The sequence below is a fragment of the Microvirga sp. 2MCAF38 genome (assembly GCF_052115485.1).
In the GTDB taxonomy this organism is placed as follows: domain Bacteria; phylum Pseudomonadota; class Alphaproteobacteria; order Rhizobiales; family Beijerinckiaceae; genus Microvirga.
The window spans coordinates 708,719-726,812 of record NZ_JBFRGU010000001.1; the positions used below are offsets into that span (position 1 = coordinate 708,719).

General features: G+C 60.3%; 18 protein-coding genes. 9 read left to right on the top strand and 9 right to left on the bottom strand.

All coding sequences use genetic code 11. The features are described 5' to 3' along the window. Positions 1 to 9: 9 nt before the first annotated feature. Positions 10 to 195, bottom strand: a complete 186-nt coding sequence (locus AB4072_RS03345) for a hypothetical protein (protein ID WP_441965479.1) — start codon at positions 193 to 195, stop codon at positions 10 to 12. A gap of 432 nt (positions 196 to 627) precedes the next feature. Between AB4072_RS03345 and AB4072_RS03350 the strand changes: the two genes are divergently transcribed. Further along, entirely contained in the window at positions 628 to 954 is a 327-nt protein-coding gene (locus AB4072_RS03350) for a DMT family transporter (RefSeq protein ID WP_441965480.1), read from the top strand. Between the two features lie 60 nt (positions 955 to 1,014). Here AB4072_RS03350 and AB4072_RS03355 read toward each other — a convergent pair whose 3' ends face one another. Next, positions 1,015 to 1,725 carry a DUF2076 domain-containing protein gene (locus AB4072_RS03355; protein WP_441965481.1) on the bottom strand — a complete coding sequence of 237 codons (711 nt, stop codon included), beginning with the start codon at positions 1,723 to 1,725 and terminating at the stop codon, positions 1,015 to 1,017. Positions 1,726 to 1,867: 142 nt separating this feature from the next. Between AB4072_RS03355 and AB4072_RS03360 the strand changes: the two genes are divergently transcribed. After that, complete coding sequence (locus AB4072_RS03360) at positions 1,868 to 3,127, top strand: site-2 protease family protein (RefSeq protein ID WP_441965482.1); 1,260 nt, start codon at positions 1,868 to 1,870, stop codon at positions 3,125 to 3,127. A gap of 22 nt (positions 3,128 to 3,149) precedes the next feature. Here the strand turns inward: AB4072_RS03360 and AB4072_RS03365 are convergent, their stop codons facing one another. The 6 genes from AB4072_RS03365 to AB4072_RS03390 form a co-directional block, all read right to left on the bottom strand. Next, positions 3,150 to 3,719 carry an NUDIX hydrolase gene (locus tag AB4072_RS03365; protein WP_441965483.1) on the bottom strand — a complete coding sequence of 190 codons (570 nt, stop codon included), beginning with the start codon at positions 3,717 to 3,719 and terminating at the stop codon, positions 3,150 to 3,152. A gap of 197 nt (positions 3,720 to 3,916) precedes the next feature. After that, positions 3,917 to 5,410: a chromosome partitioning protein ParA gene (locus AB4072_RS03370; protein WP_441965484.1), complete on the bottom strand. Its 1,494-nt coding sequence runs from the start codon at positions 5,408 to 5,410 to the stop codon at positions 3,917 to 3,919. A 102-nt stretch (positions 5,411 to 5,512) separates the two neighbouring features. Next, positions 5,513 to 6,868 (bottom strand): glycolate oxidase subunit GlcF, encoded by a 1,356-nt coding sequence (gene glcF, locus AB4072_RS03375; protein ID WP_441965485.1) that lies wholly within the window; start codon positions 6,866 to 6,868, stop codon positions 5,513 to 5,515. A gap of 9 nt (positions 6,869 to 6,877) precedes the next feature. Beyond that, positions 6,878 to 7,495: a DUF2585 domain-containing protein gene (locus tag AB4072_RS03380; protein WP_441965486.1), complete on the bottom strand. Its 618-nt coding sequence runs from the start codon at positions 7,493 to 7,495 to the stop codon at positions 6,878 to 6,880. A 1-nt stretch (position 7,496) separates the two neighbouring features. Beyond that, on the bottom strand, positions 7,497 to 8,681 hold the full coding sequence (gene glcE, locus AB4072_RS03385; RefSeq protein WP_441965487.1) for a glycolate oxidase subunit GlcE: 1,185 nt from the start codon (positions 8,679 to 8,681) through the stop codon (positions 7,497 to 7,499). Then, entirely contained in the window at positions 8,678 to 10,111 is a 1,434-nt protein-coding gene (locus AB4072_RS03390) for an FAD-linked oxidase C-terminal domain-containing protein (protein WP_441965488.1), read from the bottom strand. Before AB4072_RS03390 ends, glcE begins: the two co-directional genes overlap by 4 nt. A gap of 151 nt (positions 10,112 to 10,262) precedes the next feature. Here AB4072_RS03390 and AB4072_RS03395 point away from each other — a divergent pair, with 151 nt between their 5' ends. The 7 genes from AB4072_RS03395 to bfr all read left to right on the top strand — a co-directional run bounded on the left by AB4072_RS03395 (position 10,263) and on the right by bfr (position 15,193). Then, entirely contained in the window at positions 10,263 to 10,649 is a 387-nt protein-coding gene (locus AB4072_RS03395) for a c-type cytochrome (RefSeq protein ID WP_441965489.1), read from the top strand. 41 nt (positions 10,650 to 10,690) lie between these two features. Next, on the top strand, positions 10,691 to 11,491 hold the full coding sequence (locus AB4072_RS03400; protein WP_441965490.1) for a (Fe-S)-binding protein: 801 nt from the start codon (positions 10,691 to 10,693) through the stop codon (positions 11,489 to 11,491). Between the two features lie 4 nt (positions 11,492 to 11,495). After that, positions 11,496 to 12,941 carry a LutB/LldF family L-lactate oxidation iron-sulfur protein gene (locus tag AB4072_RS03405; RefSeq protein WP_441965491.1) on the top strand — a complete coding sequence of 482 codons (1,446 nt, stop codon included), beginning with the start codon at positions 11,496 to 11,498 and terminating at the stop codon, positions 12,939 to 12,941. Continuing rightward, a complete protein-coding gene (locus tag AB4072_RS03410; protein ID WP_441965492.1) occupies positions 12,938 to 13,609 on the top strand; it encodes a LutC/YkgG family protein in 672 nt (223 codons plus the stop codon). Before AB4072_RS03405 ends, AB4072_RS03410 begins: the two co-directional genes overlap by 4 nt. A 15-nt stretch (positions 13,610 to 13,624) precedes the next feature. Beyond that, positions 13,625 to 14,188: a putative glycolipid-binding domain-containing protein gene (locus tag AB4072_RS03415; RefSeq protein ID WP_441965493.1), complete on the top strand. Its 564-nt coding sequence runs from the start codon at positions 13,625 to 13,627 to the stop codon at positions 14,186 to 14,188. Positions 14,189 to 14,368: 180 nt separating this feature from the next. Then, complete coding sequence (locus tag AB4072_RS03420; RefSeq protein WP_441965494.1) at positions 14,369 to 14,626, top strand: (2Fe-2S)-binding protein; 258 nt, start codon at positions 14,369 to 14,371, stop codon at positions 14,624 to 14,626. A gap of 84 nt (positions 14,627 to 14,710) precedes the next feature. Continuing rightward, positions 14,711 to 15,193, top strand: a complete 483-nt coding sequence (gene bfr / locus AB4072_RS03425; protein WP_441965495.1) for a bacterioferritin — start codon at positions 14,711 to 14,713, stop codon at positions 15,191 to 15,193. A 100-nt stretch (positions 15,194 to 15,293) separates the two neighbouring features. On the opposite strand, the gene AB4072_RS03430 is transcribed toward bfr, so the two are convergent. Further along, positions 15,294 to 18,011 carry a bifunctional acetate--CoA ligase family protein/GNAT family N-acetyltransferase gene (locus AB4072_RS03430; RefSeq protein ID WP_441965496.1) on the bottom strand — a complete coding sequence of 906 codons (2,718 nt, stop codon included), beginning with the start codon at positions 18,009 to 18,011 and terminating at the stop codon, positions 15,294 to 15,296. Positions 18,012 to 18,094: the final 83 nt, after the last annotated feature.

Consider the following 18,094-nt stretch of genomic DNA (forward strand, 5'->3'; position numbering starts at 1 on the left):
TCGCAGTCTTTAGCGCTGGCCCTTGGGACCCGGCGTGACTTCGATGTTCTTATCGGAAATGATCTGGCTGGCCGGAGGTACACGGGTCACTTTCGGAGGGTCGCTCGCGGGAAACGTATCCTCCAATTCCCGATCGAGTTCCCGATCAAGCGCCTCGCGCCGTTCCTCTTCGGCAGTCTTTCTCGGCTGTTTCATGTCAGCACGTCCCCTCTGCGGGTGAGATCTCGACAAATCGCTTATTAAGATGGTCTCACTCGGCGGAAGCGACAATGCCGCTGATGGACACCGGCCCTTGCGCGGACACCGCTCACTCCTGCGGCCATGCTTCGCCGCGAAAATCCAGTTCCCAATTCGTTCCGAATTTCAGAAATATAACGAATAATGTTTCACTGTCATTCGAACGTCGCGAGAACAAAAGAACTATGAAAGGAAAACATATTCTTCAGTGAATTAACATTTCACGAAATACTATCTATTAATATAGCTATATCAATAGATCATTACAAATGAAATACATAAACAGGGATCACTATTTGTTTATAGAGGGTGTTTTTATACGGAGTTGCCAAAGCGCCTTGAAGATGCTCCGGACAGTAAAACAGAGCCATCGCAACAAGTGCCACGATCATGAACTACGCTTACCTTTTCGCCGCCATTCTCTGTGAGGTCGTCGCCACCTCCGCACTCAAGGCATCGGACAGCTTCTCCCGGCTCTGGCCTTCGATCATCGTCGTGATCGGCTATGGATTGGCCTTCTATTTCCTGTCGCTCACGCTCAGAACCATTCCGGTCGGGATCGCCTACGCCATCTGGTCCGGGATCGGCATCGTGCTGATCGCACTCGTGGGCTGGATCCTGTTCGACCAGAAACTCGACCTCGCAGCCATCGTCGGCCTCGGCCTTATCATCGCAGGTGTCCTGGTGGTGAACCTGCTCTCGAAAGCCGGGCACTGAAACGACGATGCCCGCCGAAAGACGGGCATCGTGAATGCTCGGAGCACAAGAATCGCGCGGCTAAGCCCAGTCGTCTCCGCCGCCACCGAAATCGTCGTCGTAGCTTTCCTCGTCCTGACTGGCGTTCTGGTAGAGTGAATCGGTGATATCGGCGTTTTGCGTCCCGCCTGCTTGCTGGGAGCCCGTATCGGGTTTGCCGAGGTCGGCAAATCCGGTCTTGTCGAGCGCTCCCTGCGCGGCCTGACCTGCGCCCCCGAAGGCATGAGACAAGGCATTGCCAATCATCATACCGCCAGCGACACCCGCCGCCGTGGTCAACGCGGATTGGAAAAAGCCGCCTCCGCCCGGGCGGCCCTGCATCGCATCACCCCAAGGGCCGCCTGGCGCAGGTTGCTGCTGTGCGCCATACGCCGGCTGCCCTGGATTGCCCCAGGGCGAAGCTTGCGGCACCGATTGACGGGTCGGCTGGCGATAATCCTGTTCAGGTGCGCGCGGTGCGCCGCCTCCGAACAAGCCCGACAGAAATCCGCCCTGTTGCGGTTGGGTCTGCATCTGACCGAGCGCGGCACGAAGCTGCTCGTTTTCCGTCTTCAGATTGGTGAGAGCCTGCTCCTGCACGAAAATCGCCTGGGCCATGGCGTAAGGAGCGTAGGGCTGCTGACGCACCTTGTCGGCGATGAACCGCTCGGCCTCAGGGTCGCGCGGCTGGTTCGCGACCTGCTCGAGACGCCGAAAGATATCGGCGATGACCTCGCGTTCCTGATCGTTCATGGCGCTGTCTCCTTTGGAATCTGGCCGCCCTCAAAATGGGAATGGCGTAAGCGATTGCTAGGGGCCAAGAGTCTACGGCGCGGGAATTCCATATGTTATTTCGTTAAGGTATATACTCCTCATCGAGATAAGGTTACCCGCAATGTTCGATCCGGACCCGATCCTGGCTTATGTTCTTGGCACGGCCGCCCTCGGGTATGTGCTTTTCGTCAACCGTCGCCTTCAGCTCTACAAGAGACGCTTCGTGCTCGACATTCCCATCGAGGCCGCTTGGGAACTTCTCAGCGCGACACCAGGACGCGGAAAGGAGTGGATTCCAGGACTGATCTCAATCGAATGGAGCAACGAAAACGCGAACGAAATCGTCTCTCGCTTCGAAAACGGTCAAGGCTTTAGCCGCCTCACCTTGAGAATCCCTCCGACCAGAGAGGAAGGCGTCACCGTCTTTCGCTGGAACGAGGGATCGGGGCCAAGTGATATCATCCATACCCGTCTGGAACTGCGGGCTGTTCCGGAAGGGACCGAAGTCGATCTCGCCTACATCATCGAACGCAGCCATCTGGCGAGGGGCCTCCTTCGCCGCCTGGGCTATCCGATGCTGACGGGAAGAGTATCTAGGCTTGTTCGGGCGCACCTCGCCAAAGAACGTCTCGATTCTGGTGCTCCACAATCGACCACCAACCAAAGTGCGCCGAGCCCGCGCCGCAATCTTATGACGCAGCTCTGTCTCACCGTCCTGTCTCTCGCGGCAATGACCTATTCGCTCGGAGTCGATATGGGCTTGGCTGTGTTGGCGACGATCATCGTGCATGAATACGGTCACGTCTGGGCCCTGCGTCGCCATGGGCATCAAGCGCATTTCTATCTGATCCCGTTCCTCGGCGGTGTCGCCGTCGGTAGTCGAGCTTATGTCTCTGACGCCGAAGCGGCAGAAGTGATCCTGATGGGACCGGCCTTCGGGCTGCTGCCGCCGCTCGCGTGCCTCGGTATCTTCGCCGCCATGTCCGACGATCGCTGGCTCGGTGCCGGTTTCGTGGCGTTGGCAGTCAATCTGTTCAATCTGCTACCCGTTCCACCGCTCGATGGCGGCAGGCTCGTTCAGACACTCCTGAAGCCACTCGGCGACAAGATTTGGTTTGCAGCATCCGGCTGTCTCATCCTGGCGGGCGCGGCTCTGGCGCTTCACCTCCGCTCGCAGACCTTTCTCGTGATAACCGTCGTGACCGCCATTCTCTGGAGCGCCTCACCCAAACGTCCCCAGGCCGAAAGGCCGCTATCCTTCATGGGAGGCGGCATGGCCGCGAGCGCCTATCTGGGTCTGACCGCGTTTCACGTTGCAGCCGTCTTATGGTGCGATCAGATTCTAGACGGGCGTCTCTTGCGCGCATTCGGCATTTGGTAATCCAAGTTTCTCAGGTCCGGGATCACCCCAGCTTGGCGAGATTGCGCAGCACTTGCGGCGCGATGCCCTCCAACGCGGAAAGATCGTGCCAGACAGCGCCTTCGACTTCTGCCAGATCGGGGCTCATGAGCGCCGCCTCATCGGCCCTGACGATGTAGCGGAAATCGTGATGGACATGTTCCGGCTCATCTCTCTCAGGACGAGCCGGGATGACGTGCGAGTCGATATCGATTGGCAGGTTCGATGCCCTATGCCAGGGATCGAGCTCCAAACCATCAAGCCCGGTTTCCTCGGTCGCTTCCCGTAACGCGGAGGCGCTCAAATCATCCGGCGCCTCGTAATGTCCGCCTGGCTGGAGCAGACGTCCCAATGAGCGGTGGTGGATCAGCAAGGTTCTGCGCCCCTTTTGGTCCAGGATGATCGCCGATGTGGTGACGTGGCCAGGGAAGGTGCGACGGTGGTGGAGCTCGTCACCTTCCGCGAGCTGGCGTCGCAAAAGGGTATGCGCCTCCTCCCCCATACCGAAGGCGGAAGCATAGAGGTCGAGCGTGGATTGCAACCGCAATCGGAAGATCGCCGGATCGAATGCCAAGGGAAGGCCTCTTCAAACGCGCAAGGATATGCCGTCCATAACCGCGTATCGCCCCAACAAAAAGCCCCGCGAAAGAGCGGGGCTTTTAAAGCATGATCAGAACAAGTGGAAACCGGTTGTTCGCCTGGATCATGCGGCATCAAAAGAACCGAGAGTTTGATCCTGTTTCAATCTGAAACGATCAAACTCTAGGGTCGTTATTCCTTGTCCGAAGACTTGATCGGCCGAACGTTGGAATCGCCGTCGTCCTCGTCGAACAGGGACGAATCTTCTTCCGGCGTGTCGAGGCGCGTGTTCTTGCGCAAGGACACGTATTTCTTCTGGATCTTCACGCGGCTCTCGCGGGAGATCTCCAGCGCGCCCTGAATGAGCGAGCGCTCCGCCTTCTCGTTCTGCAACTCTTCCGTCAGGCGGCGATTGGCGGATTCGAGCGTGTTGCGCTCCTGCTCGAAACGCTTGGTCATCTGGTCGATGCGCTCGGACAGGTTGGAGAGCTTGTTATCGGAGCTTTCGATCTGGAAGTCCTTGGCCGCGATGGCCTTGTTGAGCATCTCCACGCGTTCCTGCAATTCGATGCGCGAACGCTGCAATTCGTTGACGAGCGTGACCTGGCGCTCGACCTCCTGCTGAGTCGCTTCCAGGCGGCGCTCCACGGTGTTCTTCTCGATCGTGGTTTCTTTCAGACCGCGCTCGACGGAGCGAAGCGCCTCGTTCTTGTCGCGCAGCTGATCGCGGGTGTGAGCCAGGATCTTGTCGGTTGCGGCGAGACGCGAGTTGAGGCCTTCGATCTTCATGTCGAGAGCCGACAGGTCGGTCTGGTGGGCCGAGCGCTCGGAATCGAGCTGCGTTTCGAGACGCTGGCGCGTGACCTGCTCGCTCATGAGCTTGGTCTCGAGCTCGGACGCGCGGGCGCGCGTGGTCTCGAGCTGGCCTTCCACTTCGCTGTGGCGGTTCGAGAGGCTCGACAGGCGGTAGTTCTGCTCCTCGGCCACCTTCTGCAGGCGCTTCACTTCATGATCGAGAAGGCTATTGCGCTCACGGGTCTCGATCAGCTCGCGCTCAGCACGCGCAACCGTCTGGTCGGCCTCCTGCGCTTCGAGCCGCAGAGCCTGGTTCTCTTCCGTGATGGTGCGGGCGCGCTCGGTCTCGATGAGAAGCTGGTTCTCAAGGTCGATGCCGATGGCTTCCTTGTCCTTGACGGAGAGGCGCAGATCCTCGATGGACGATTCCTGCTCGCGCACCTTGGACTCGGCCTTGCGAAGCTGAGACACGGTGGCGGAGAGATCGTCCGTCATCCGCGCATGGGCCACGGTCAGATCGCCGACCTCGCGGCGCAGGCCGACCGTGGTATCCGTTTCCTGCCTCAGGACCGCCTCGGTTTCGAGCAGGCGGGAGCGCAATTGCGGATAATGCGAGATGAGATCGAAAACCGGCTCTGTCAGAAGCGCAAAGTCCTCCTTCAGGCTTCGGATCTCCTCGAGACGGTCTATCAGGTTCGCGAACCGGACACGGATCAGCTCGTTTTTCTGACCGATGGAATCGAGGGCGCCATCAGGGCGCGCCAGCACGGGATCCGGCTTGCTTTGAACAGCGGGTGCCGCGATACCGCCCTGATCCGGCACGATTGTCGCGCCATCTTCGTCAGGCTTTTTGCCGAAACGGCTTCTGAAAGACGTCCAACCGGATGTCATGGCTCCGCCCCTTGGCGCATGAAATGGAAACTTTAGGTTTCCTTTTAGCCGAGAGCTCGGCTTTGGGGAAACAAAATTTCCTTGCGGGGCGGCGTCGGAGACTTACTCGGCTGCGGTGGTTAACTTCGCCGGAAATTGGGTTGAAAATCCTTTCTCTTCAAGAGCTTCCGGCAACGGGCCACCGGTCGCCCAGTCGAGAAGCTCGACCGTATGGACGATAGGAATTTCAGTCCCTTTCCCAATTTGGGTCATGCAGCCGATATTGCCGGTCGCTATCAGGTCGGGACGGACCCGCTCGATATTGGCGACCTTCCGTTCCCGGAGCTTTTCGGCAATTTCAGGCTGAAGAAGATTATAGGTTCCCGCCGACCCGCAGCAGATGTGCCCTTCCGGCACGTCCTTCACCAGAAAACCTGCCTGTTTCAGGAGGGTCTTGGGCTCGGTTCGGATCTGCTGGCCGTGCTGCATGGAGCAGGCTGAATGATAGGCGACGACGAGATTGGTCTCGCGCACAGGCGCCATCAGCTTCAAGCCTGAGATATATTCCGTGATGTCCTTGGTGATGCCCGACACTCTTGCAGCCTTCTCGGCGTAGTCCGGGTCTTCCCGGAACATGAAGCCGTAATCCTTGATGGTCGTGCCACAGCCCGACGCCGTGATGACGATGGCGTCCAACCCCTCCCCGTCCATCTCCGCGATCCACGCGTCGATGTTGCGCTTGGCGAAGGCGTGGCTCTCCTCGTCGCGGCCCATGTGATGGACGAGCGCGCCGCAACAGCCCTCACCCTTCGGCTGAACGACTTCGATCCCGTGCCGGTTGAGGAGCCGGATGGCAGCCTCATTAAAGCCCGGCTTCAAGACCGGCTGGGCGCAGCCGGCAAGGATCGCCACCCGGCCGCGACGCGCTTCTTGCGTCTTGAAGGTCCCCGGCGCGTCATAGGGAGAGCGGACCGGAATCCGCGACGGCGCGAGATCGACCATGGCTTGAAGCCGCCGCCCGAACAGAGGCACCGCGCCGAGCGGGCCCTTGAAGGGTTTCGCCAAAAGAGCAAAAGCAATCGCGATGCGGAAACGGTTGGGATAGGGCAGGATTTTCGCGAGCGTAGCGCGCAGCAGGCGGTCATGCCAAGGCCGCGTGTAGGTTTCTTCGATATAAGTTCGCGCATGATCGACGAGGTGCATGTAGTGCACACCCGAGGGGCAGGTCGTCATGCAGGACAGGCACGACAGGCAGCGATCGATATGTTTGACGACCTCCGGCGTCGCGGGCTTTCCGCCCTCCAGCATGTCCTTGATGAGGTAGATACGCCCGCGCGGCGAATCGAGTTCGTCACCAAGCAGCAGGTAGGTCGGGCAGGTCGCGGTGCAGAATCCGCAATGGACGCAGGTCCGGAGAATCTTCTCCGAACTCTCCATGGCGGCGTCTTTCAACTGATCGGGGGTAAAGTTCGTTTGCATCTGAGTCGCTCAAGCCCCCGCTTGCCACCGGTAGATCGCGTCGACCGGATGAATCAGCATGATGATGTTGAGAGTGAGATTATCGCGGATGATGTATCCGACAGCGACTTCCATCACGATGGCCGCGAGCACGGTAAGCCACACCGGCCAAAGCCAGGCGAGCCAGAAGCCGAGCATCATGGCGAGAATGTCGGAAACAGAATTGATGACGCTGTCGCCGAAATAATCGAGCGAGATGGTCGCTGACCGGTAATGCTCGATCACGGTATTCGTGTTCTCCGCAATCTCCCACGCGCATTCGATGCCGACCGCGATCAGGAAGGCGATGCCCAGCGGCAGCGGACGCCCAATCACGCGCCCGATCAGCCACGCCCCCGCATAGAACAGGAAGCCGTGAATGATATGGGAGAACGTATACCAATCGGTAAGGTGCTGCGAATTCTCGGAGCTTTTCACCACTCCATGCCAAAGCTTGATCTCGCCGCACTTGCAGATTGGTAAACGGCCCATAGAGAGCAATATGGAAGCCGTAAGCATAACGAAACCGAGCGCGATGGCGCCGTAAATCGCAATCCGTTTCCAGTCGCGTTCGCCTTCAGCCCTTCCGATAATAGCCGTGCTCGACATTTCACACACCCGCATACATGCGGCCGGGGTTGAGAATTCCCGCCGGATCGAAGGACGATTTGATGCCGCGTGAGAGCGCCATCACGGATTCAGTTTGCGGTTCCAGCACATCGACACTGGCGCGGATCGCTTCCGGTGCCTTCACGAGCGTCGCGTGACCGCCGAATTCCTTCGTCGCCTCGCGAATGATGGCCGCTCCCGCATCACCCTTCGTAGGCGTCGAGAGCCAGACCAGACCACCGCCCCAATCGTAGAACCAGCGCGCGTCATGCGCCTTGGCGATGTGGGCGGCAATATCCGGGCCTCGCGTGGGCGCGGTCGAAACGCGCCAGATCGCGCGGTCCTCGCGATCATGAAGAAACGTCGCATCGCGTACGGAAGCCCAAAGCGCCTCGGCGGCCCTGCCTTCGAGAATGTCACCGGCATCGAAGTGCTTCAGCAGGCGACGCAGTTCTGTGAGACGATAATCGACCGACACGGAAAACCCTTCGAGCCGAATGAGCGTGCGTGCGCCCTGCAAATCGGGAGCGGGAAGATGGGCCGCTCCCGTCACATCGAAGGGCGAACCGAGTGCCGCCGACAAGGCATCGATGGCCTGCCTGTCATCAAGCCCGCGCAAGAGAAGCGTCGCCATGCGCTCGTGCTTTGGCAGCACCTTGAAAGTCACTTCGGTGAGAACACCGAGCGTGCCCCAGGAACCCGCCATCAACTTCACAAGATCCAAGCCGGTGACGTTCTTCATCACACGCCCACCGGATTTGACGATCTCGCCACGGCCATTGACGAAGCGAACACCGATCAGGCTGTCGCGCGCGGCACCCGCCATGATGCGACGCGGCCCCGACAGGTTGAGCGCAGCAACGGCGCCAATGGTCGGTTCACCCTGCCCACTGAGAAGCGAAGTGTAATCCATCGGTTCGAAGGGCAATTCCTGCCCGCTATCGGCAAGCGTTTGAATAACTTGCGAAACAGGCGTTCCGCTCCGTGCCGAGATGACAAGCTCTGCAGGCTCATAGAGCGTGATACCGGTGAGATTGGACGTGGACAAAGTGGCGTGGGTCGTGATCACACGCCCCAAAGCGGCCTTCGTGTTCTGCCCCGACACGCGCAAGGTCGTGCCCTTGCCGAAAGCCTCGGTAACGATCGCGGCCGCATCCTGTTCGTCGCGGGGAGTATGGGTCGTCACGCGGCGAACCTCCCTTGGAGAGGAAACACCTTCGCCGGATTGAGCAGCCAATGCGGATCGAACACGCCGCGCACGCGCATCTGTTGCGCGAGATCGGTTTCGTTGAACTGATAAGTCATCAAGTCCCGCTTCTCGATACCGACGCCATGTTCGCCGGTGAGACAGCCTCCGACTTCCACGCACAGCTTGAGGATTTCCTCGCCGACTGTTTCCGCCTTCTCCATCTCGCCCGGTTTTGACGTGTCGAACATCACGAGCGGATGAAGATTGCCGTCGCCGGCATGAAACACATTCGCGACGCCGAGCCCGTACGATTTCGCGATCTCGTCGATCCGTTGAAGAACGCGCGGGAGTTGGCCGGTGGGAATGGTTCCATCCATGCAGATGTAATCCGCGACGCGCCCTGTCGCGCCGAAGGCGGATTTGCGACCCTTCCAGATCGCCGCACTCTCGGCCTCCGATTGTGAAACCTTGATTGTCTTCGGCTTGAAAGGTTCTGCAATGGCGACGATGCGGCGAAGCATGTCGTCGATTTCGGCATCAGACCCTTCCACCTCGACGATCAGCATGGCCTCGGCATCCAGCGGATAGCCCGCATGGGCGAAGGCCTCGCAAATCTTGATCGCCGGGCGATCCATATATTCGAGCGCAACCGGAATGATGCCCGCGCCGATGATAGCTGCGACGCAAGCCCCCGCATCCTCCACGGAGTCAAAGCCGAGAAGCGCCGGACGCGCACCCTCCGCGGCACGTAGAATTCGCACAACCGCTTCCGTCACGATGCCGAGCTGCCCTTCCGAGCCGGTGATGAGACCGAGAAGATCGTAACCGGCGCTGTCGAGATGTTCGCCGCCCAACGTCACCACCGTGCCGTCGAGAAGCACCATGGTCACGCCGAGCAGGTTGTTGGTCGTCACCCCGTATTTGAGGCAATGCGCGCCGCCGGAATTCATGGCGATGTTACCGGCAATGGTGCAGGCGAGCTGGCTCGACGGATCGGGAGCGTAAAAGAAGCCCTCATAAGTGACCGCCTGGCTGATGGCGAGATTGGTGATGCCGGCCTCGACTCGCGCCGTCCGGTTCGCGAAATCGATATGCAGAACTCGGTTCATCTTGGCGATGCCGAGCACGATGGCGTCCGCTTGCGGAATGGCGCCGCCGCAGAGCGACGTTCCCGCGCCGCGCGGAACCACCTTCACGCCGTTCTCATTGCAAAACCGCATCACGGCCGAGACTTCGGCGGTCGAGGATGGCAGCACCACTGCGAGGGGGATCTGGCGATACGCCGTCAGTCCGTCCGTCTCGAAGGCCCGGCGCTCGTCTTCCGTGACGATCAGGGCCTCCGGCGCGACAAGCTTCCCCAGGCCCGCCAGAATCTCTTCCCGGCGCGCAAGAATGGCCTCATCCGGCTGCGGAAATGCGATTCCCATAGCGTCTCCCTTGGGGTCCCTTGGGGCCAGCTTGGCTTTTCTGCTCGCCCGAACCACCCGGCAGAGGTTCTAGCGCCTTCGCGTTGGCTTTTCCAACACCGTAGAATATCTCTAAGATAGTTTCCTCTTCGATTTTCTGGAGCCTGGTCCCATGCGTCTTTTCCTCCTCTCAGCCGCCCTCGTTCTCGTCGGGTTCGGATCCGCCCAGGCGCAGGACCCGGAGGCAGGCGAGAAGGTTTTCACCCAATGCAAGGCCTGCCACCAGATCGGTGAAGGAGCGAAGAATGCCGTCGGCCCAGTTCTCAACGGCGTCATCGGGCGCCCGGCCGGGACTTATGAGGGCTATACCTATTCTCCCGCCAACAAAGAATCCCATCTCACCTGGGACGAGGCGACGTTCCGAGAATACATCCAGGATCCGCGCAAGAAGATCCCCGGCACCAAGATGATTTATGCCGGGGTCAAGGACCAGAAGAAGGTCGACGATCTTCTGGCCTACCTCAAGCAGTTCGACGCGACAGGCAAGAAAGCACAATAGACCGTGATCGACTCCATTCGCGATAGTCAGGATTTCCGAGCGTGACACAGGGCGTCGTTCAAGAGCGTCGAAACCTTCGCGTCGGCCTGTTCGTAACCTGTCTGGTCGACCTGATGCGCCCCTCCATCGGCTTTGCCGCCGTGAAGCTTCTGGAGGATGCCGGGTGCACCGTCGAGGTGCCTTCCCAGACCTGCTGCGGACAGCCCGCTTTCAATTCAGGCGATCGCGCCACGACGCGAGCCATCGCGGAACAGGTGATCGAGGCCTTCCGGGGTTATGATTACGTGGTCGCCCCCTCGGGCTCCTGCGCGGGAACGATCAAGACACATTACCGGGAATTGTTCGACGACGATCCGAACTGGCGGCCCAGGGCGGAAGACCTTTCCGCCCGCACCTATGAGCTGACGAGCTTTCTCGTCGACGTGCTCGGCGTCACGAGCGTCGATGCGACCTTCAAAGGACAAGTGACCTATCACGATTCCTGCTCGGGCCTGCGCGAACTCGGCGTCCAGAACCAGCCGCGCAAGCTTCTCTCCTCCGTTCAGGGCCTCTCCCTCGTCGAGATGAACGAGAGTGATGTGTGCTGCGGGTTCGGCGGCACGTTCGCGGTCAAATACGGAGACATTTCCGCGGCGATCGTCGAAGCGAAAGAAAAGAATATCGAGGCGACCGGCGCGCCCACGTTACTTGCCGGCGATCTCGGCTGCCTCATGAACATGGCGGGCAAACTCACTCGCGACGGAAAGCCCATCGTCGTGCGCCATGTGGCGGAAGTGCTCGCAGGCATGACGGACGAGCCGCCGATCGGCCAACCGAAGCCCAAGGCGGCGGAATCAGGATGACACCATGAGCGTTCATTCCACGTCACCGCAATTCAAGGAGAATGCCGCCCAGGCCTTGGGCGACGCGCAGCTCCAGCGCGCACTCGGCAATGTGAAGCAGGGTTTCATCGACAAGCGTCGCAAGGCCGTTGAGAGGCTACCCGAATTCGAGGGGCTGCGCGATTCCGCGCGCGACATCAAGAATCACACCCTTCGGCATCTCGATCTTTACCTCGAGGCCTATGAGGCGAAGGTGAAGGCCTCCGGCGGGCATGTGCATTTCGCGCGCGATGCTGGGGAAGCGCGCGAAATCATTCTCTCCCTTTGCCGCGATGTGAACGCGCGCACAGTCACAAAAGGCAAGTCGATGATCGCCGAGGAAATCGGCATCAACGACCATCTGGAAACGAACGGCATCACCCCCATCGAGACGGATCTCGGCGAATATATCATCCAGCTTCGCCATGAGATGCCGAGCCACATCATCGCTCCCGCCGTTCACCTCAACGCGACCCAGGTGGAACAGGATTTCAGGCGCGTTCACAAAAACCTCGATCCCAAGCGCGACCTCTCGCAACCCGTACAGCTTCTGACGGAAGCGCGCGCGGTCCTACGGGAGCGGTTTCTGGCCGCGGATGTCGGCATCACCGGCGCGAACTTTCTCGTGGCGGAGACCGGCACTTCGGTCATCGTGACGAATGAGGGCAATGGCGATCTCACGCAGATCCTGCCGAAAACGCACATCGTTCTCGCCTCCATCGAAAAACTCGTGCCGACGCTCGAAGACGTGAGCCAGATCCTGCGTGTGCTCGCCCGCTCGGCGACTGGTCAGGATATGTCGGTCTACACCACCTTCTCGACCGGGCCGCGCCGTGTCTCAGATGCGGACGGGCCCGAGAACTATCACGTGGTGCTCATCGACAATGGCCGCTCGGCCATGCTCGGCACGAGCTTTGAGGAGATGTTGCGTTGCATCCGTTGCGGCGCATGCATGAACCATTGCCCGGTTTATCATGCGGTCGGCGGACATGCTTATGGATGGGTTTATCCCGGCCCCATGGGCGCCGTGCTGACGCCGGCTCTCATCGGTGTCGATCAGGCGGGACATCTGCCCAATGCCTCGACCTTCTGCGGCCGCTGTGAAAGCGTGTGCCCGGTTCGCATTCCACTGCCCAAACTCATGCGTCATTGGCGGGATCGGGAGTTCGAACACCACCTATCGCCGGCCGCCGTGCGCTCCGGCCTCGCCTTCTGGGGGTTCTTCGCAAAACGCCCGGCCCTCTATCGGCTTGCCACGCGTGCGGCGATGACAAGTTTAGGCTTTGCCGGTCGCAACAAAGGCCGCTTCGCATGGCTTCCCTTCGCGAGGGGGTGGACCAAGAGCCGCGACCTCCCCGCCCCACAGGGCGATACTTTTCAAGCGCGCTGGAAGCGCGAGCGCGGCAAGACCACGCAAAGAGGAACGGCATGAGCGCCCGCGACGATATTCTCGCCAATATCCGCCGCTCGCTCGGCGTGACCGGCCGGGAGACGATCCGCACACAAATCGTGGAAGAGCGCATCGAGCGCGCGCCGAAAGGCCTCATCCCCGCCCGTGGGCAGGTCTCGGGCGAGGAACGGCTTGCAATGTTCAAGGCGCAGGCGGAAGCGGCGCTCGCCACGGTGACCGAGGTTTCCTCTCCCGCCGACGTACCGCGATCCATCGCAAGCTACCTGCGCGATCACAACCTGCCGGCCACGTTGCGCATGGGCGCGGATCTGCGCCTGAAAGCGATGCCCTGGGGCGAGACATCCCTCGACATGTCGCATGGACCGAGCGCCGGTGGCGATCTGAATGCGGTCAGCCACGCCTTCGGCGGCGTTGCCGAGACCGGCTCGCTCGTGATGATCTCGGGACCGGAGAATCCTTCGACGCTGAATTTTCTGCCGGATAATCACATCATTGTCGTCGCGGAGAAGGATATCACGGGCGATTACGAAGCCGTGTGGTCGAAAGTGCGCTTCGCCTTTGGCAAAAGCAGCATGCCGCGCACGGTGAACTGGATCACCGGCCCCTCGCGTTCCGGCGATATCGAGCAGACGATGCTGCTCGGCGCACATGGACCACGCCGCCTCCACATTGTCGTGGTGCGCGAGTAACCCAGCGCCAGTCCCATGCCCACCAACTTCATCTTTCGCACCATTCGCTGGTCGGCATGGGAGGGGTGTGAAGCCGGGATAGAGCACGTGGATATTTCGCCCGCCGATGGCGGCATCGACTTTGCAGGCGTCGTGATCGGGCAGGAGGACGACGCAAATTTCGCTCTCGCCTATCGCCTGCGCGTCGATGTCGAATGGCGTGTGCGGGAAGCGCGCCTCAAGACCACATCGGGACACCGTCTGCATCTCGAGAGCAACGGCAAAGGGACGTGGCACGAAAACGGTGTGGAGCAACCTGCCCTGCAAGGCTGTATCGACATCGACATTCAAGCCTCCCCGGTCACCAACACGCTGCCGATCCGACGGCTCAGCTTGCAACATGGGGGCATGAGCGAACTGCGCCTCTGTTATATTGCCGTGCCGGACCTCACCGTGTCGGTCGCGCATCAGCGCTACACCGCGCTCGACAATGCGCTCTATCGCTTCGAGTCAGTGCAAAGCGGCTTTACGGCCGATCTTCCGGTCGATGTGGATGGCTTTGTTCTCGACTATCCCGACCTCTTCAAGCGTCTTTCCTGATCGTCGGCCTCCGACGAATCTGCGCCTGATGGCTTTTCGGCAAAGCTTTGGAGACGGATTTCTTTCGCCGACCGCTGGGGCGTGACAACTCGGCGCGGGGAGCGGATCTTGGATGATTGGCAAAAATGGGTTAAGTCTTTGAAACGATTGTAGTTTTTAAGAGCTCTAAACTATCCTCTCATGATCGTATGTTCCTGCAACGTCCTATCTGACGGCGACGTCAAAGCCTGTCTCAAGCCGGGTCCGGATTGCCCGCGCACGCCTGGGCAGGTCTATCAATGCCTCGGCTGCAGCCCCAATTGCGGACGCTGCGTGCGAACGATCCGCGCGATCATGGACCAAGCCCTCTCCACCTCCGCAGCAGGGCCGCCAACAGCTTGCACACGCGGCTGCTGTCCCTTGCCGGAGGAAACCACACCCTCCGACGTTGCGGCGTGACCTCAAAAACTTCTTGTCCAGCTTAGAACTATTCTGGATAATGCCACTCTTCACCTCACAGCGGATCGACAAAAGAGGGCAGCGATGAAGGGCGACACGAAGGTCATCGAATACCTCAACCGTGGACTTCGCAGCGAGCTCACCGCCGTCAATCAATATTGGCTGCATTTCCGCGTCCTGGACAATTGGGGCTACAAGGATCTGGCCAAGGCGTGGCGCAAGGAATCCATCGAGGAGATGCACCACGCGGATCGTTTTATCGAGCGCATTCTCTTTCTCGACGGCTTCGCCAATCTGCAGGTGCTGGACCCCTTGCGCATCGGGCAAACGGTCAAGGAAATCCTGGAATGCGACCTCGCTGCCGAGGTTGAAGCGCGCGCGCTTTATTTGGAAGCCGCGAAATATTGCGAAAGCGTCGGCGACCGGGTTTCCAAAAACCTGTTCGAGGATTTGATGGCCGACGAGGAAGGACATATCGACTTCCTCGAAACACAGCTCAACCTCGTCGAACAGCTCGGCGTTCAGCTCTACGCGCAAAAACACGTGGGCGACGTAAAGGACGACTAAGATCTTTTAAACCTCACTTCACGCTCATCCCAAGCTCTTCGCTATCCACGCGGAGGGCTTTTTTATCGCGCTCTTGAATTGCGATACGAAAAATAACGGATCACGAGGGCAGCAGCGCATCCTTATCGATGGTCGCAATCGGCAAGGTCACGACAAGAAGATCCGGATCGTCCCGGTCGTTGCGCAGCGTGAAGCCGAGCTTGCGGCACATTTCGAGCATGGCGGTGTTCTCGCGCAGAACCTGACCTTCCACCTCGTGCAAGCCCTCGGTTTTTGCCCACTCGATCATGAGCCGCATCAATTCCCAGCCGAGTCCGATTCCTTTCAGGTCGGAGCGCAAAAGTATGGCGTATTCACCCGTTTCAAGGTTGGCATCGGCCAGCAGACGCACGGCACCCATCATGTCGCCGGTGGCGTCGAACGCAACGAAAGCGATGGCGCGCGCGTAGTCGATCTGCGTCAACCGCGCGAGGAAAGCGTGGCTGAAGTCGCGGACGGGCGCGAAGAAGCGCAGACGCAAATCCTCCGGCGTGATCTGTTGAAAAAACCGCAGGAACTCGCCCTCATCCTCCGGCCGCACTGGACGCACGAAAATGTGGCGCCCATCGCGCAATGTGAATCGACGCTCCCATTCCTTGGGGTATGGACGAACTGCGAAGCGCGGATGTCCCTTGCGCTCGTTCTTCCCGAGCGGCGCCACCACCGCATGAGCATCGATAGCGATCACGCCCTTCTCGTCGGCGAGAAGTGGGTTGATATCGAGCTCGCGGATTTCGGGAATGTCGGCGGCGAGTTGAGCAAGTTTCACGAGAACGAGCGCCACCGCCGCTTCGTCGGCAGCCGGAACATCGCGATAGGCTTTCAGAATGCGCGAAACGCGCGTGCGCGCGATAAGATCGTACGCGAGTTTCAGATCGAGCGGCGGCAATGCCAGCGCTTTGTCGTTGATGACCTCGGCGGCGGTGCCACCGCGCCCGAACACGATGACCGAACCGAAAGCCGGGTCATCAGCGAGACCGGCAATGAGTTCGCGCGCCTTCCCACGCCGGATCATCGGTTGCAGGATCACGCCCTCGACACGCGCATCGGGCCGCAGGCGCGCGGCGCGCGCGAGGACATCCGAGACCGCTTCGGCAACAGCGGCTTCCGTCGTAAGGTCGAGCTTCACGCCTCCAATATCGGTCTTATGCAGAATGTCGGGCGAGAGAATTTTCAGGGCAACCGCATTTCTCTCAGCGAGGATCGGACGCGCCGCAGCGACAGCCTCCTCGGCGGATTTAGCCAGGGTCACGGGCGCGAAGGGAATGTCGTAGGCGCTGAGAAGCGCATTGATTTCGAGGGGATCGAGCCAGGTCCGGCCAACCGCGATGGCATCCTCGACCACACGGCGCGCCTTTCCGACATCGGGCACGAAATCATGCGGCAAGCTATCGGGCGCCTCCATCAATTCACTTTGCGCCTCACGATAGCGCACAAGCTGGAGAAAGCCGCGCACCGCATCGGCCTCTGTCGTGTAATGGGGGATTTGCGCAGCCTCGAAGATGCGGAAAGATGCTTCGTCCGCGCTCAACCACGCGGTAAAGACCGGCTTCTTGCGATAGCTTTTCGCACGATCCTGCTTGACCGCACCGACGATCGCTTCCGCCGCTTTCGATGCGCCGGCCAACGCCATCGGCACATTGAGCACGAGAACGGCATCGTTCGCCGTATCCGCCAGCAAGGCCTCCAAAGATCGTGCAAAGCGCTCCGCATCCGCGTCGCCGACGATATCGACCGGATTGGCGCGCGACCACGATGCAGGCAGGATCTCGTCGAGCCGCGCCACAGTCTCAGGGGAAATTTCGGCGAGATGGCCGCCAAGATCGATGAGGCGGTCGACCGCAAGCACGCCGATGCCGCCACCATTGGTGAGAATGGCGAGGCGGTTGCCGGGAAACGGCTTTTGCCGTCCGAGTGTCTCAGCAGCCGCGAAGAGCTGATCGAGATCGAGAACACGCAACAATCCGGCGCGCCGAAACGCAGCATCGTAGACCGCGTCGGAACCGGCAAGCGCCCCTGTATGGGTCGCGGCGGCTTTCGCACCTGGAGCATGACGTCCGGACTTGATGACGACGACAGGCTTCGTGCGCGCAGCGGCACGCGCTGCGGACATGAACTTCCGCGCGTCTGAGATGGACTCGATGTAGAGAAGGATCGCGCGGGTCGCCGGATCGGCGGCGAAATAGTCCATGCAATCGCTGAAATCAACGTCGACTGTATCGCCGAGGGACACCATGGCGGAAAAGCCGATGCGACGATGGCCCGCCCATTCGACGATAGCGCCGGCCACAGTGCCGGACTGGGAAATCAGCGCAAGATCCCCCGCTTGCACCGTGCGCGAGGCGAAGCTGGCGTTCAGGTTCGCTCGTGGCGCAATGACGCCGATGCAGTTGGGACCGAGCAGACGCAACCCATATTTGCGTGCGGCAAGCCGAGCGCGGTCCGCAAGCGAACCCGATCCATAGCCCATCCCGGCCGTCACGACGATTGCAGCGGCTGCACCCTTACGACCAACCTCGTCAACAAGATCAGGCACTTTTTTCGGAGGAACGGCGATGATGACGAGATCAGGGACCTCCGGTAGTGCCGATACTTTCGGAAAGCACCGATTGCCATCGATCTGCTTGTGACGCGGATTGACCGGATAGATCGCTCCGTTGAAACCGCCCTCGCGCAGGTTGCGAAGGAATGTCAGGCCGACCGACCCCTGACGCGGGCTCGCGCCGACCACCGCGACCGAGCGCGGGGCAAGCAGCTTATCGAGGCGGTAGGTCGACATGCGTGTCCCTTAGCATTCTTCGGGAATTCGAGCATATTTGCCGCCACGGTCAAAGCCCATTCGGCGCCCCTGAAGCTGCGTGC